At 41.8% G+C, this 13,598-nt stretch carries 14 protein-coding genes and 1 tRNA gene; 5 read left to right on the top strand and 10 right to left on the bottom strand.

What is annotated here, in order from left to right; genetic code table 11:
- Positions 1-309: 309 nt before the first annotated feature.
- Together K8Q91_02505 and K8Q91_02510 are read right to left on the bottom strand one after the other, a co-directional pair.
- Positions 310-1,188 carry a M15 family metallopeptidase gene (locus tag K8Q91_02505; protein ID MCE9628847.1) on the bottom strand — a complete coding sequence of 293 codons (879 nt, stop codon included), beginning with the start codon at positions 1,186-1,188 and terminating at the stop codon, positions 310-312.
- A 68-nt stretch (positions 1,189-1,256) separates the two neighbouring features.
- Complete coding sequence (locus K8Q91_02510) at positions 1,257-1,619, bottom strand: DoxX family protein (GenBank protein ID MCE9628848.1); 363 nt, start codon at positions 1,617-1,619, stop codon at positions 1,257-1,259.
- Positions 1,620-1,822: 203 nt separating this feature from the next.
- Between K8Q91_02510 and K8Q91_02515 the strand changes: the two genes are divergently transcribed.
- Together K8Q91_02515 and K8Q91_02520 are read left to right on the top strand one after the other, a co-directional pair.
- The gene (locus K8Q91_02515) at positions 1,823-2,401 is read left to right on the top strand and encodes a DUF2585 family protein (protein MCE9628849.1); all 579 of its coding nucleotides are present in this window, start codon (positions 1,823-1,825) and stop codon (positions 2,399-2,401) included.
- A gap of 2 nt (positions 2,402-2,403) precedes the next feature.
- Positions 2,404-3,117: a hypothetical protein gene (locus tag K8Q91_02520; protein MCE9628850.1), complete on the top strand. Its 714-nt coding sequence runs from the start codon at positions 2,404-2,406 to the stop codon at positions 3,115-3,117.
- A gap of 59 nt (positions 3,118-3,176) precedes the next feature.
- On the opposite strand, the gene K8Q91_02525 is transcribed toward K8Q91_02520, so the two are convergent.
- Together K8Q91_02525 and K8Q91_02530 are read right to left on the bottom strand one after the other, a co-directional pair.
- Positions 3,177-3,605, bottom strand: coding sequence for a VOC family protein (locus K8Q91_02525; protein MCE9628851.1), 429 nt, complete (start codon positions 3,603-3,605; stop codon positions 3,177-3,179).
- A gap of 111 nt (positions 3,606-3,716) precedes the next feature.
- Complete coding sequence (locus K8Q91_02530) at positions 3,717-4,697, bottom strand: FAD-binding protein (GenBank protein ID MCE9628852.1); 981 nt, start codon at positions 4,695-4,697, stop codon at positions 3,717-3,719.
- 320 nt (positions 4,698-5,017) lie between these two features.
- Between K8Q91_02530 and K8Q91_02535 the strand changes: the two genes are divergently transcribed.
- On the top strand, positions 5,018-5,923 hold the full coding sequence (locus K8Q91_02535; protein ID MCE9628853.1) for a hypothetical protein: 906 nt from the start codon (positions 5,018-5,020) through the stop codon (positions 5,921-5,923).
- 253 nt (positions 5,924-6,176) lie between these two features.
- Positions 6,177-6,785 (top strand): class I SAM-dependent methyltransferase, encoded by a 609-nt coding sequence (locus K8Q91_02540; protein ID MCE9628854.1) that lies wholly within the window; start codon positions 6,177-6,179, stop codon positions 6,783-6,785.
- A gap of 76 nt (positions 6,786-6,861) precedes the next feature.
- Here K8Q91_02540 and K8Q91_02545 read toward each other — a convergent pair whose 3' ends face one another.
- The 6 genes from K8Q91_02545 to K8Q91_02570 all read right to left on the bottom strand — a co-directional run bounded on the left by K8Q91_02545 (position 6,862) and on the right by K8Q91_02570 (position 11,469).
- A complete protein-coding gene (locus K8Q91_02545; protein MCE9628855.1) occupies positions 6,862-7,182 on the bottom strand; it encodes a hypothetical protein in 321 nt (106 codons plus the stop codon).
- Between the two features lie 100 nt (positions 7,183-7,282).
- Positions 7,283-7,738 carry an MOSC domain-containing protein gene (locus tag K8Q91_02550; GenBank protein MCE9628856.1) on the bottom strand — a complete coding sequence of 152 codons (456 nt, stop codon included), beginning with the start codon at positions 7,736-7,738 and terminating at the stop codon, positions 7,283-7,285.
- A 245-nt stretch (positions 7,739-7,983) separates the two neighbouring features.
- Positions 7,984-8,715, bottom strand: coding sequence for a sigma-70 family RNA polymerase sigma factor (locus tag K8Q91_02555; protein MCE9628857.1), 732 nt, complete (start codon positions 8,713-8,715; stop codon positions 7,984-7,986).
- Between the two features lie 128 nt (positions 8,716-8,843).
- Positions 8,844-9,194: a hypothetical protein gene (locus K8Q91_02560; GenBank protein ID MCE9628858.1), complete on the bottom strand. Its 351-nt coding sequence runs from the start codon at positions 9,192-9,194 to the stop codon at positions 8,844-8,846.
- A 661-nt stretch (positions 9,195-9,855) separates the two neighbouring features.
- On the bottom strand, positions 9,856-10,785 hold the full coding sequence (locus tag K8Q91_02565; GenBank protein MCE9628859.1) for a ParB/RepB/Spo0J family partition protein: 930 nt from the start codon (positions 10,783-10,785) through the stop codon (positions 9,856-9,858).
- A gap of 611 nt (positions 10,786-11,396) precedes the next feature.
- Positions 11,397-11,469: transfer RNA gene (locus K8Q91_02570), tRNA-Asn, on the bottom strand.
- 106 nt (positions 11,470-11,575) lie between these two features.
- Here K8Q91_02570 and K8Q91_02575 point away from each other — a divergent pair.
- Complete coding sequence (locus K8Q91_02575; GenBank protein ID MCE9628860.1) at positions 11,576-13,384, top strand: M3 family oligoendopeptidase; 1,809 nt, start codon at positions 11,576-11,578, stop codon at positions 13,382-13,384.
- The last annotated feature ends 214 nt before the right edge of the window (positions 13,385-13,598 follow it).

Consider the following 13,598-nt stretch of genomic DNA (forward strand, 5'->3'; position numbering starts at 1 on the left):
CCCTGGCCCAAACCCGATCACACTCTGCACAAGAAATGCTTCACGTGTAGCAAGGTAGAGGTGGCAGACGAGGTCTGGCGAGTACTTGATGCTGCAGAGCGGATCAGCCGGATCTTGTACCCCGTCTATGCCTGCCCGGACTGCAGGGAGAGGATCCATACCAGGAAAACCCCACTGCAAATGCCAGGAGCGGCAGAAGAGGCAGAAACGGTGGGTGTCTAGAACCCCCACAGACCCTCTCGACCCTTATAGCCAGGAGCCGGACCACAGTGTCCGCGCCCTGGCTTTATTTTTTACTCCAAAATAATTTTAATCGAACAAGCTAATCAAGTATTTATCAATCTCTCGCTGATCTAAATCATAGAAATTTTTCTTTTCCGAATACAACATCCTCGCCAAATCAACTCCCACAAACCGCCAGTGCCATGGTTCGTATTTATAATAAGTATTACCTTTAGGATAAGACAGAACAAAACCATACTTGTGAGCGTTTTCAACCAACCAGATATAAGCTGAATCTTTTTCAAAACCAACCAAACCAGGACCAGTTTTGATTGTCGTAAAATCAACCGTCGTTCCTAGTTGATGCTCCGAGTAACCCTGGTCGGCCGAAAACTGGTTAGCTGTCCCCGCTCCATAAATTATTTTATATTGAGACTTCAAAGAAGCCTGGGTGGCAAAAGATCGATAAGCAGAAACAATTTGTAGTTTTACACCATCATCTTCAGCTGACTCTAGTAAACGATTCAAATATGAAGCTACTTGAGTTTGAATTTGAAGTGGAGTTTTTTTATTTAATAGATAATCTTCATCTATATCAACCAAATTAGCTGGAACATAGTGTTCATTCAAGAAATAAACTTTTGAATACTTTTCTAGTAACTGCTTATCTGTTTGGCTTAGTTTTTCCAGGGTACCAACCGTACTACTAATATCACTAACCTTTTTACCAAAATCTTCGACCGTCACTTGAGCTGTCCGTAAAGCTTCTCCTAATTTATAGTTACTGTCAGTGGTGGTTGCCAAAGATAACTCTAATCGATTGATCACTTGTCTCTGGAGAACGTTTTGTTTATCCAACAAAAGATATTGATAAGACCCATAAGCAAAAACTCCTCCGACCACTATCATTGAGATCAAAGTGAACCAGAAACTGCCCGTTTTCAATTCATCTAGAATATCTTTCATGGACATGATTGTAGCACAAAAAACTATTAGACAAACTCCCCCAGTCTAATCATTAAACTTAGGAACAATTAGTCGTTCAGTTTGTGATAATAAATGTACGATACTGCTAAAACCGCCAAGACTCCCAATGGGAAGAAGGTTATTCCAGTAAATCCATCCACCACCGCGAGACTAACAAAAGCAGCAATAAAATCAAAAGCAAAACCAGCATAAGCCCACTCTTTCACCCGTTTTGGTATTTGGGGAATGATTAAAGCCAAAGACCCTAGAACTTTAAAGACCGCCAACATTGTTCCAAAATAAACCGGATAACCAAGATGGGTAATCCCTTGAACTGCCATCTCACTTTGTGAGGTCAGGGCTGTCATCACCCCTTCAAACAAAAATATCGCCCCCGTCGTCACCCAAAAAATTATTTTATCTTTTTTCATAATTTTAAATTAGCTACTTAATACTATGTTATTTTTTTTGTTAATGATAAAAACCAACAATCCCATTCTATCACCTTAGATTTATTAGGAATACCAATAAAAGCATCTCGTCTCTTAACTTAAAAACGACCCCATTCAGAATACATCAACTCCCAGAGCTATTCTCTATATTAAACAAAGGGTGCTACCATGACTAGTAATACATGCTTAGGAGACTTATTCAAACCCCTTTATCCATCTATATTGCTTTGGCTGTGCTATTTATTGGCGTCCAAATCATAACTCTAATTATCCTAGGTCAACCTTTTCTGTGCTCATGTGGTTTGAAGTTGTGGGAAGGAGCAGTCTACTCTATCGGCAACTCTCAGCAAATAACCGACTGGTATACCTTTTCTCATATTATTCACGGTTTTATTTTTTACCTGTTCTTTTGGATTTTGTTTCCTCGGATGGCCGCGCCACAAAGACTACTGCTGGCCATCGGCTTGGAAATTGGCTGGGAAATACTAGAGAACACCCCATGGGTAATCAATCTGTATCGTGAGCAAGCATTGGCTCAAGGTTATATGGGCGACAGTATTATTAACTCAGTCAGTGACACCTTAGCCATGATAACTGGCTTTGTTTTAGCTTGGCGATTACCTGTCCGAGTCACTGTTACTCTGGCTCTAATTATGGAAATTTTTACTGGCTACTTTATTCGAGACGGTCTCACTCTTAATATTATTAACTTTATCCATCACTTTGAGTTTATAGAAAACTGGCAAGGTCGTATTGAATAAATATGACCCAAGACAAAATCACCAGCCTTCCTAATTGGCCACTCTATAAAGTCCTTGGTCAAATAACCATCCTCTGGTCCGGCGCTAATATTGGTTATTACTGGCTTCTGCCTCTCTTTGGTTATCAGTTGAGCTACAACTCCACCCCCATAATAATAGCCTTATACTTCCTCATCTTCGCCGTGATTAGTATCTTTCTTTTTTGGGATTTATTTAGTAGTTGGGTCGAACCCGACTATCACATCTGGCTATACATACTATTAAGTCTCGGTTTTAGCGCCACCATTTCAGTTCTTTTATACGGATTTTCTTTTTTGCCCGTCTTACAAGGTTTTAGATTTCCTCCCTATACAGATATTTTATTTGCTACACCTTGGTACTTTCTTCCTAAAGCAACCGACATCTTACTTCAACAAGTACTCATCACCGCTCTAATACTGGCTTTTCATTTCCGGTTCGAGTGTCTTAAAAAAGTAGCAGTGGGTTATATTCTCATTTTTGGTGGCGCTCATATTATTTTATTTATTCTCAACAGCTCCCCCACTCCCTACGCCATATTTATGACCCTAGGTTCTATAGTTTCTGGATTATTTTTCCCTTACTTATTAATACGAGTCAGGGGTGGATTTGTTTATAACTATGTAATCCACTTTTCTTTTTACCTTATTCTGGCTACCACCCTTCATCTCTTACCTCCACCTGGTTACGGCAATTAATTTTGAACAGATTAGTCTAATAAAAATCTTTAGCTTGGAATAATACTCGAAAGAGAATCCTATTCACTAGGAGAAAATTCAATTAGCCACTCAATACCATATTTATCTCTGAACATACCCGCATATGATCCCCAAGGACTATCTCCCATAGGTCCTTCTATTTCTCCTCCAATAGATAGACCGTCGAATAATCTCCCCGCTTCTTCTTTACTTTCTGCACTTATAACAATTTTACTTCGGTTTTCCCGTTCATTTACTTTCCCCATAAAATCTGGAACGTCATTTCCAACCAACACATTGCCCGTACTGATAGGTAAGGCAATATACATAATTTTATTTTCCTCGTTTTCCGGTACAGGGAACTCAGCACTCGCCAAATCTTTGAAACGAACAATTTTGGTAAATTCTCCACCAAAGACTGATTTGTAAAAGGTAAAAGCTTCTTCGGCGTTGCCATTGAAGTTAATCCAAGGATTTATTGTTGTCATACTTTAAGGCTATCAAATTACTTTCATTTAATAAAGTGGTTTCTATTTACCCCTGGTTGGATAGGTTCAGAACTTTGGATTGGATGAGGGTTAAAAGAGAAGTTGAAGAACTTATCCTATAATTTGTTTTGCGATAACCCTAGACATAACCAGTATTTCTCCTATTGAACCTCCTCCTAAACGGCCCTTTCCATGCATACCATAAGCACATTCACCGAGGGCGTACATATTTTTTACTTTCGTTTCTCCTCGTTTATTTATACGGATACCCCCTAGAACAAAATGGGGTTCAATATCAAGTTCTATTCTCTGTTTTCCATTTACGGCATACCTCTTGGCTGTTTTTTGATATTCTTTACAAATATCGTCGAACCGATGGTGAGCGTTATGAGCCCTCACTAAGTCGTGCGTTAGTTTAAGTCTTTTATTTTTCTCATCAATAAAATCAAAACTATACAAATTATCACTAGGGATGCATACCCCTTTAGAGTAAAACGGGTGCCTCATTACTAAATCTTGATACATAACAGTACACCCAGCCGCCCTAACAATCTCAAACATATTGTTTTGCACTCTTTCATCAACAAATTTATCTGATAATCTTGCTCTTAGCCCACCAAAACAAAAAACAATTTTCTGGCAATGAATAACACCCTGAGATGTCACAACTTCTACATACTTACGACTTTTTTTAACGGAAATAACCTCGGCATAAATTCGACTGAAATCAGACTCTTTTTTTATTTTATTAAGCAGTAACTTGGGGTTGCTAACCTTTGCACCCAGATAAGAAGGTTCCATTTTTGTTAGGTGACTCAAATAAGTAAGTTCGTCATCAATATTGTTTACAAATATACTAACTAATTGCTTGTTACTTTTGCCGTAACTAGCCAAACTCATCGATTCTTTTAATGACGTCTGTTTTACTCCTCGTGACCTGATATTAAAGTAGGATTTATCACTAACCGTTTTCATATCAGGGGCAACAATTAGAAAATCATGTTTACCACCCACAATAAGATGGTGAGCCAAATAAAGACCAGAAAACCCAGCACCCACAATAACAATATCTGTTGTTTTAATTTTTTCCATATTATTTTAATTAATGATTTTAATTTTTAATAAAAAAACTGCCCACAGGCAGTTTTTTTATTAATGTCAGAGATAAGTTTTTACTTACACATTAGAAAATAACCGCCTATTACGCCAAGCAGTCCACCAAAAAGTATTTTTCTTGTATGTATAATTCATATTTTGAGTGTAAATAATTGAAATAAAAAAGTCAATCCTATTTAACAAGGTCGGTTACACTTACCCTTTACAACTAAGACTAAATATGATATAGTTAATCAGGAATAAAAACCGACCTAGCAATAGGTCACACCGGGCTAAGCCCAAGAAAGGACGTTCCCATGTTCCGCAAGCTCTTTGTTATGTGTCTTATCTGTCTATCGGGAGTGGCTCCAGCCGACGATTGCTTGTTTGGCGGAAGTCACTCGGCCGACACCAACGGCGACCGCCGGATCAACTTGCCAGAAGTGTTACGGGTCATCCAGATCTACAACAGCCAAGGGAGTGCCTACCACACCAAGGTCGGCACCGAAGACGGTTTTGCTCCTGGCGAATGCGACCAAGGCTATAATTCGATCACGGTGCCGTACGGCGGCTCGGTCACCCTCAACCCAACAACGGTGGGTGCTACGGTACAGCCCTACAACTGGTACGCAGCCTTGGGTTTTGGCTACTGGATTTCTAGCCAAACCCCGAGTCTGACACTTACCAATTGTACTCCGGTAAACACTGGAGCGTACTTCTACCGGTCAACCAGTGGTGAGTATTTCTTCGTTAAGGTCACTGGGGTGGCCGACTTACAGTTGATCGCCTACCCCAACAACGGTCCCTGGCTCGCGGTAGCCTTCAGCCTAAACGGGTTGAGCCTTGGCCAGTTACTGGCTTCCCCACTTCAAGATGGCGAAGTGGTAATCGGCCTCAAAGTCATTATTGAGGTTGGTGACAAGTGCTTCACGGATGTGGGGGTATTCAATTACCAACCACTGCTGACCGGGATTTACGAGGCCAACGTCGTGAGTTTCGACGGCGAAGGGGTGCTTGATTGTTCGGGCCAGCCGGCTACGAACATTGACTTCACTAATCTGCCGACAGGCACAACGGTCAGTTTTCAGTTGGCGGTAAAGAGGTCAGATCTGCCAGACACCTATCAGCACTTTGTCGACATCCGGCCCGAGAACACGTTCTTGAGCCTGAACCAGACACAGGCCTTGGTCTCTACCGGAACCGGTAGCTGGCTGTACAAGTAACAGTCAAAATCGCTATAACACACCTTACCCCGCCGCTTCATTCAGAAGTGGCGGGGTTGAATTTTTTAAATATAGATCAATAATAAAAATTATAACTAAGCCTCTAATACAAAAAAATCACCAAAAACTTGGGTGATTTTTTCTACTCACTCCCCTGGTTGGATAGGTTTAGAACAGTGGAGTGGTCAGTAATTAAAAAAATCTAAATAATATATCTTTACATTTACCTAATTTGAATTAATATCTACTATTAATGATAACTTCGGACAAAGAACGACAAGCTCCAACTAAAACTTTAGAAGCGGAACCTTCTCATTTAGCCCGCTATCAATTTGCGCTAAAATTTATAAAAAATGAAGACATTATATTAGATACTCCATGCGGAAGTGGTTACGGTTCAAATTTATTATCCACTAAAGCAAAAATGGTTACGGGAATAGATATTCATCCTGGAGCAATTCAACACGCTAAAGAGTTTTTTCACAATGATAAAATAGATTTTTTTGTGGCTGATATGCAAAATCTAGAAATTCATTTTCCAGACAGTAAAAAATTTAATCTAATTGTTAGTTTTGAAGGAATTGAACATATAAAAGACCAAACTAAATTTTTAAGTAGCGCTTCTAAACTTATAAATAAAGATGGGTACTTAATCATTTCTACCCCTCGAAAACCACATGGAAGTCCATACCACACCGTAGAATTTTCTTTAGAGAGTTTTAGGGATATATTGTCAAAAAGTTTTGTTATAGAAAAAATGTTTGGTCAGATATATACGGATATATTTGATATGGAAGAAAGAAAAGAAAATCCCGAAGATTATCACAGATTTAATTTTATTGCTCTTTGTAAAGCAAAGTAAAGTATTGCTCCCCTGGTTGGATAGGTTTAGAACTTTGGATTGAATGAGGGTTAAAAATGAATTAACTTGTCTAAATTTAACACTCTACCCATTGTCCATCTAAAAAATTGACTACGGAAGTTCCTCCAACACAGTCGCCATTTTCATAATAAGCTACCTGGATGGTTGTAACCAAACTGGAAGCTTCTTGGTACTGACCTTTTCTGGTATACCTATATTCTGTTACTTCTCCATCTGATGCCCCAGGTACTTCAACTTCCCACAGATAAATACCTTGTTCATCTTCAAGACAACGAGTAGTTTTATACTCTCCCTCTATATGTCTTCCAAAAACAGCTGATATTTCATCTTGGTTTGGAATGGATTCTAGACTTCCCTGTTCATAGTTTTCTTTCATATAAATAATTCTAGCACAAAATAGTTAAAATTTAGTTACTTATAAAAACAAAAGCCGCCCAACGAGTCGGGAGACTTTCGTGGACGGACATACCTCAAACTTAGAAACTGATAACATCTCCGACGATGATTACACCATCGGTCAGAATGCGGGCCCGAAGACCCCCTCTGCCCTGGAAAGCAGTTTCGAATCCAGGCTTCTTCGCCAAAGCTGAAGGTCGATTGCACGGAGTGCAGAGTTCTACTCCGAGCATCCTGACATCTCCGACCGAGAACTCTTGGCCGACCAGAGTGTTTAGATCAACCCTTTCGGTTAGAATATTGCGACGGGTATCTTCTGGAGAAAAAGGAATCTCGACTTCCTTGTTTGCTTCTGCAATTGCCTCGACAGCTATCAGAGAAACATCACGAAAGGTTTCGCCTACTCTGTGTTTTGAGAAAGCTCCCCTTCCGTCTTTGTACCGATCGCCCTCCAACCCGCGACCCGTAATGGCATTAACTGCTTGCACAGATACCATTGGTTGCCCTTTATCAGAGGCAACATATATTGCTCTCACATTTGGCATGATTTACCCCTTTCGTAGGACTAAGGTTTCGGTTTCAATTATGTACTACACTAATAGTATTTCTAGCAGAAAATTTAAGAAAAAGAAAACTGTATAATTCTAATACTTTACTTTGCTTTACAAAAGCTCCCCTGGTTGGATAGGTTTAGAACAATAAACTGGACGAAGATTGAGGAAGAATTAAGTATTTTGAGTTTGGTAGAAAAAACTCCGTACCCTCAGGGGCGCGGAGTTGCTTAGAGCACATCTTGTTTCTTGTATTTTTGCAAACTTTGTTTAAGTCTTCCTCTCGCTGTTTTAAGTTGCTGACTAACAGCCGATGAGGATGATCGGCCATACATAGCAACGATCTGTTCCTGATTCAAACCCTCGAGATAGTACCAAACCAGCAATTGTCGATGAATCGGTTTTAAATCTTCTAAGGCTCGCCTGACGATATCCCTCCTTTCTTCCCTTAATATTTGGGCTATGGGATCATGCGTCTGATCATCTTTTACAACTTCAGACAGAGGCGACAACTCTTCTTCGTGTTGTTTTCCGCCTAAGTGTGCATTTAGAGACAGAATTCCGACATGGGATTTCCCTATCTTTTCCTCTACCCGCTCCAGGGTTAGACCCATCGCTTCAGCCATTTCATTGAGCGTTGGACGCCTCAATAATTTATGGCTGAGCTGAACTTCTACCTTATCCAGATCTTTCCTGTGACTACGCTGAGTGCGCATACTTAACACCAAACCTGGTCGTAAACAGTCGTACATAGCCCCCAGAACATGCCGATAGCAAAAAGTTTTGAAAGTAGCCTTCGATTTTTTACTATCAAAACAATCCGCTGATTCAATCAGGGCTTCAAGCCCAGCTGAATAGAAATCTTCAAACCGCAGATGAAGTGGCAACTTTTCACACACTTTAAGAGCCAGAGACCGCACAAAGTCGATCTGGCTGAGAATCAGGACTTCTCGCTCGCTCATGGCCAAACCTCCTTTAAGTTAAGGGCCTTTCTATATTTCAGAATAGTCTTAAGGAAGAGACATTGTCAAATTTAGTTTAGTATAAAAACAAAAACCGCCCCCCAACGGTTTCCGTGGTGGACGGCAAATTACTTCTCAAGTTTAGAAAACCCTCCCTGGCCGAGCAAGATCCAGACCCAGAAATTTGTCAGTCTGCCTGGCGCCATTTCAGAGACATCATCGGTAATCGCCTGGCTACGCTTTTCCAGAGATTCGCGACGTGTTGGATAATCATTGGCGAAGATCAGAATTTCCAAAGGTCGCTTCACAACATCAAAACGGCCAATGTCCATGAAGCGAAGTTCAATATCTTCCGGAGTAAGAGCACCCTCAGGAACCGAAAGATGTTGGGCGATAATGACTGGTAACTTCTGACGGAGAAGCAGCAGTAGTCCATCGCTGATTTTTGACGGATCTCTGGTAACAAACGCTACGGGCATATTCCACCTCCTTTCCGAAGGTTGTTGTTCTGAACATATTACTAACAGAAATTCAGGTAAAAGAAAAACCGCCTCCTCAACGCGGGTTTCCTTGTTGAGGGGCGGTACGTGTAGCGATTGAATGAAAAAGGTTCAGTTCGTGACGGTCGCTGCGACTTCCGCTGGCTCCTGGTCTGTGATCTGGAGCTGGACACTCTTGGCAACACGGCACTGCTGATCGATCCCGAACGCAACAGACTTCGCTGTCCAGGCCTCGATAATAGCCTGATGCCCCTTCGGCACCTTGGTTGCCTCGATGAGCTGCCCAAGAACTATCATTTCACCAACCGATGAAGCACTGTTGATTGCATCCACGATAGACTCGTGGAAAGGCTTATGATCACTCGGCAAGGGACCTCCTTTTAGCCATGGTTGTATGGCTTTTTCTGTACTGATTACTAACACAAATTTATGTATTCGTCAAGTATAGCTTACCGGAACAAAAAAAACACTTTACTTTGCTTTACAAAAGCTCCCCTGGTTGGATAGGTTCAGAACAGTGAATTGGAAAGAAGTTGAAAATGAATTAAATAGATTTAGTTTTGTATAAAAAGAAAAACCGCCCAACCTGAAACTGCATTGGGCAGTCTTCTGGCCTGGCGGCACAACATTGAATCCAACTTCACTTCGGCAACCTCTGCTTAACATCATCGGGCATGGCGGCGCGAACTTTTGTCCGTAACGTGGCAGCACCCGTACAGATGTCTCCCAACTCACTGACAAGGCCAACGTTGTTTCCGAGGTTCCGACCCGCAAGAGCCTTTCTCAGACGTTCAGGAGCAATCTGTTCTGTGAGGAACTTCATGTCCGCAATAATCCGAGCAATACGGGTCGTAACCAGTTCAATGTCGTCCGATGGCCGACGATCTCGCCCCCGTGCAGCCCTCTTTACTTCTCCGCCGCGGGCCTCGACTTCCGTGTAGGAGCGACGAATGATTTCCCTGGCTTCATCAGCTCGCTTTCCCTTGATTCTCGGCACCAAGCTGAGTTGTTCCTCTTTAGGGAGACGAGACAACTCAGAGGCCACCGAGATCGGCAAACGTTGATCCCGCGGAGTGTTGGGCTGGAATTTCTGCTGGAGTTCGTACGGTAAGTCAAGCAGTTCGAGATATTTCTTGAGCGTTTGTTCGCCGATCCCCAACCGTCGCACGATTTCTGGCCACTTCATGTCGTATTCGGTGAGGAACCGTTGTACAACCTTGGCAATTTCCATTTCCGTATGGGGTTCGCGGTGGAAGTTAGCGGTCGCAGAGGCCAGGTAGTGTTCCTTGGCATCCTTGACAGAGATCACTATTGCTTTGAGCAAAATCTTGACCTCTTTAGCAGACTTCCAACGACGCTCTCCGTCAACCAGAAAATACTCGATGCCTTTGTTCCTCTTTCCGTAGGCGGCACAGACAATGATGGGATCTTTCTGTCCATCCGTCTTCATTGAATTACCGAGATTTTGGAGTGCCACAAGGCCGAAGTGTTTCCGAGGTTGATCGGGGAAGTGATCGATCACACTTGGATCAATCTCCCAGATCACACCAACTTGTTTTGGTTTGGCCATAAGCCAGAACCCTCCCTTGATACTGTTAAGTAGTTGCGTCAATGAGCTGAGAAATTCGGCTCTGCATTAAAAACTGCCAGATTTATGGAATAAAAGCAAGCGCAAAAAATTATCAAATCTAAGTCTGAATACTTTACTTTGCTTTACAAAAGCTCCCCTGGTTGGATAGGTTTAGAACAGTGGACTGGAGGAAGGTTAAGTTAGATACAGAAAAATTTAGTTTTATATAAAACAACAAACCCGCCTCGCGACGACGATTCAGGTTCGTTGTCGGGGCGGGATTAAAATAACAGGAGACACCAGATGCTTCCAAATATTCCCCATTGTTCGGTACCACATTCAGAACACGTGTGTGCTTCGGTGTTGTTTACACAATTATCACTATGTTCCCAAATGTTTCCGCACTTTGGACATTTGTGCTTATGAGTCCGAGACGGATCCATTCTTTCGTCACCAGGACTAGCACAATCTCTCACATTCGCCATTTGACCTCCCTCCTTTCGTAGGGTTTTGGTTTCAGTTGAATAGTTTTTCTGATTTAATTACTAACACGGATATAGGTATCAGTCAATACTGACATAACGCAACAACTTTACTTTGCTTTACAAAAGCTCCGCGACCAGGGCTCGAACCTGGGACATCCTCGTTAACAGCGAGGCGCTCTACCGACTGAGCTATCGCGGAATATATTGCCTTCCAGACAACAGCAAAATCATACCAAAAATAGAGAAAAAAGCAAAAGGTCTAATCCTTCTAAAAATCCCCTCCTCAGTGCTATACTAGCCTCACCATGAGACATAAATTACCAACCACCTGGGACCTCTCCCCTTTTTACAAAAGTGACACTGACCCCAAAATTGCCCAGGATCTCAAACGCTCCGCGGACAGGGTTCGAATCTTTGTTAAGACCTGGCAAGCTGATGAATCTTACTTATCAAACCCAACCAGACTCAAACAAGCCCTGGATGAGTACGAGGAACTCGAACGAACTACCGGCCTATCTAGTGGTTACGGTTATTACCTGTCTCTACGTTTAGCTCAAGAAGAAAACAATCCCAAACTAAAAGCTGCGGCTAGCAAATTAAAAGATCATGCGATTGGTCTGGCTAACGAAATCGAATTTTTCACTATCCGCTTAGCCAAAGTACCAACTAGTATTCAACAAAAATTCTTGGTTGATAAAAACTTAGCTCCTTATCACTATTTTCTAAAAAAGCTTTTCGAACACGCCAAATATATTCTATCCGAACCAGAAGAAAAGATTATGAATCTTAAGAGTGCTCCGGCTCATGGCTACTGGACGGAAATGCGCTCTAACTTGATGGCTGAGGAAATGCTCACCGTCAAAGACGAACAAGGAGTTAGACGATCTCGACCTTTTAGTGAAGCCTTAAACTTGTCTTCTAGTGCCAAAAAATCTGTCCGCGACGAAGCAGCTAAAGCAGTCCACCAATTAATGAAAACTTACGCCCGGATTGCTGAACACGAAATAAACGCTATTTTGGAGGACAAGAAAATAAATGATCAGTTGCGAGGATTCTCCAGACCAGATCAGAGTCGCCACCTATCTGATGACATTGATACCGAGGTAGTCGATGCCATGATCAAGGCTGTTAGTGACAACTTTGATATTGCTCACAAATTTTATAAATTGAAAGCCAAGCTAGCCAAGCTACCAAAACTCGCCTATCACGAACGCAACTTAGCTTACGGACAAACCGATAAAAAAATCACCTATTCGGAATCTGTTGATCTAGTTAGTCGATCTCTACACAACCTAGATTCGGAATTTGGCACCATTTTTGACCGTTTCGCTACTAATGGTCAAATAGATGTCTACCCTAAACAAAACCGCTCTGACGGGGCTTTCTGTGCTGGCACTGGCGAACTACCGAGTCTACCTACTTACATTCTTCTCAATCATACCGACAAATTGCGCGATACTTTAACTTTAGCCCATGAAGCTGGTCACGGTATCAACAATGAACTAATCAAACCAAAACAACACTCTCTTTATTACAGCACCCCTCTCTCGACCGCTGAGGTAGCTAGTACTTTTATGGAAGATTTTGTTCTCCAAGAAATAGCCAAAGAAGCTAATGATGAACTACGTTTAGGTTTAATGATGACCAAACTAAACGATGACATCTCCACTATTTTCCGCCAAGTGGCTTGTTATAAATTTGAGCAAGAGTTGCACGAGACTTTTCGACAGGAGGGCTTTTTACCCAAAGAAAAGATCGGGCAGATTTTCCAAAAACACATGAAAGCTTACATGGGCCCAAGTGTCTCTCAAGATCCAGGCTCAGAAAATTGGTGGGTGTATTGGAGTCACATTCGTAATTTCTTTTATGTATATTCTTACGCTTCAGGTTTGATTATCTCTAAAGCTTTACAAGCCGAAGTGAAGGCAGATAAAAAATTTGTCGAGAAGGTAAAGTACTTCCTCTCCGCCGGCACTTCCAATTCTCCAAAAAATATTTTCAAAAATATTGGCATCGATATTACCAAGACTGATTTCTGGACCAGTGGGGTCAAAGAAATCCGGGATTTACTAGCCGAGACAGAAAAACTTGCCAAAAAGTTAAAAAAGTGTTAGAATAGTGAATAGAAGGAGACCTTGTCATGATTAGACAGTGCTGTGATTGCAAAAAAGTCGAGCTCGAGGGAAGATGGGTTACACCTTGCACCGAATCCTTCGTTGAAGGATTACCCATAACCCACACCTACTGTCCAAACTGCTATTCGATAGCGTTGGATGAGCTAAAAAAAGACCGGGACCTTAAACAGTCCTTGAAGCCCTGACCACCTAC

The organism is Candidatus Vogelbacteria bacterium (assembly GCA_021414225.1).
GTDB lineage: Bacteria > Patescibacteriota > Minisyncoccia > Phycocordibacterales > XYD1-FULL-46-19 > JAIOOX01.

Bases quoted from the DNA above. Each gene is read 5' to 3' on its own strand.
- K8Q91_02520 (MCE9628850.1), top strand. From the start codon at position 2,404: ATGACCCAAGACAAAATCACCAGCCTTCCTAATTGGCCACTCTATAAA.
- K8Q91_02525 (MCE9628851.1), bottom strand. From the start codon at position 3,605: ATGACAACAATAAATCCTTGGATTAACTTCAATGGCAACGCCGAAGAA.
- K8Q91_02540 (MCE9628854.1), top strand. From the start codon at position 6,177: ATGATAACTTCGGACAAAGAACGACAAGCTCCAACTAAAACTTTAGAA.
- K8Q91_02575 (MCE9628860.1), top strand. From the start codon at position 11,576: ATGAGACATAAATTACCAACCACCTGGGACCTCTCCCCTTTTTACAAA.
- K8Q91_02530 (MCE9628852.1), bottom strand. From the start codon at position 4,697: ATGGAAAAAATTAAAACAACAGATATTGTTATTGTGGGTGCTGGGTTT.
- K8Q91_02565 (MCE9628859.1), bottom strand. From the start codon at position 10,785: ATGGCCAAACCAAAACAAGTTGGTGTGATCTGGGAGATTGATCCAAGT.
- K8Q91_02515 (MCE9628849.1), top strand. From the start codon at position 1,823: ATGCTTAGGAGACTTATTCAAACCCCTTTATCCATCTATATTGCTTTG.
- K8Q91_02560 (MCE9628858.1), bottom strand. From the start codon at position 9,194: ATGCCCGTAGCGTTTGTTACCAGAGATCCGTCAAAAATCAGCGATGGA.
- K8Q91_02535 (MCE9628853.1), top strand. From the start codon at position 5,018: ATGTTCCGCAAGCTCTTTGTTATGTGTCTTATCTGTCTATCGGGAGTG.
- K8Q91_02505 (MCE9628847.1), bottom strand. From the start codon at position 1,188: ATGAAAGATATTCTAGATGAATTGAAAACGGGCAGTTTCTGGTTCACT.
- K8Q91_02545 (MCE9628855.1), bottom strand. From the start codon at position 7,182: ATGAAAGAAAACTATGAACAGGGAAGTCTAGAATCCATTCCAAACCAA.
- K8Q91_02555 (MCE9628857.1), bottom strand. From the start codon at position 8,715: ATGAGCGAGCGAGAAGTCCTGATTCTCAGCCAGATCGACTTTGTGCGG.
- K8Q91_02510 (MCE9628848.1), bottom strand. From the start codon at position 1,619: ATGAAAAAAGATAAAATAATTTTTTGGGTGACGACGGGGGCGATATTT.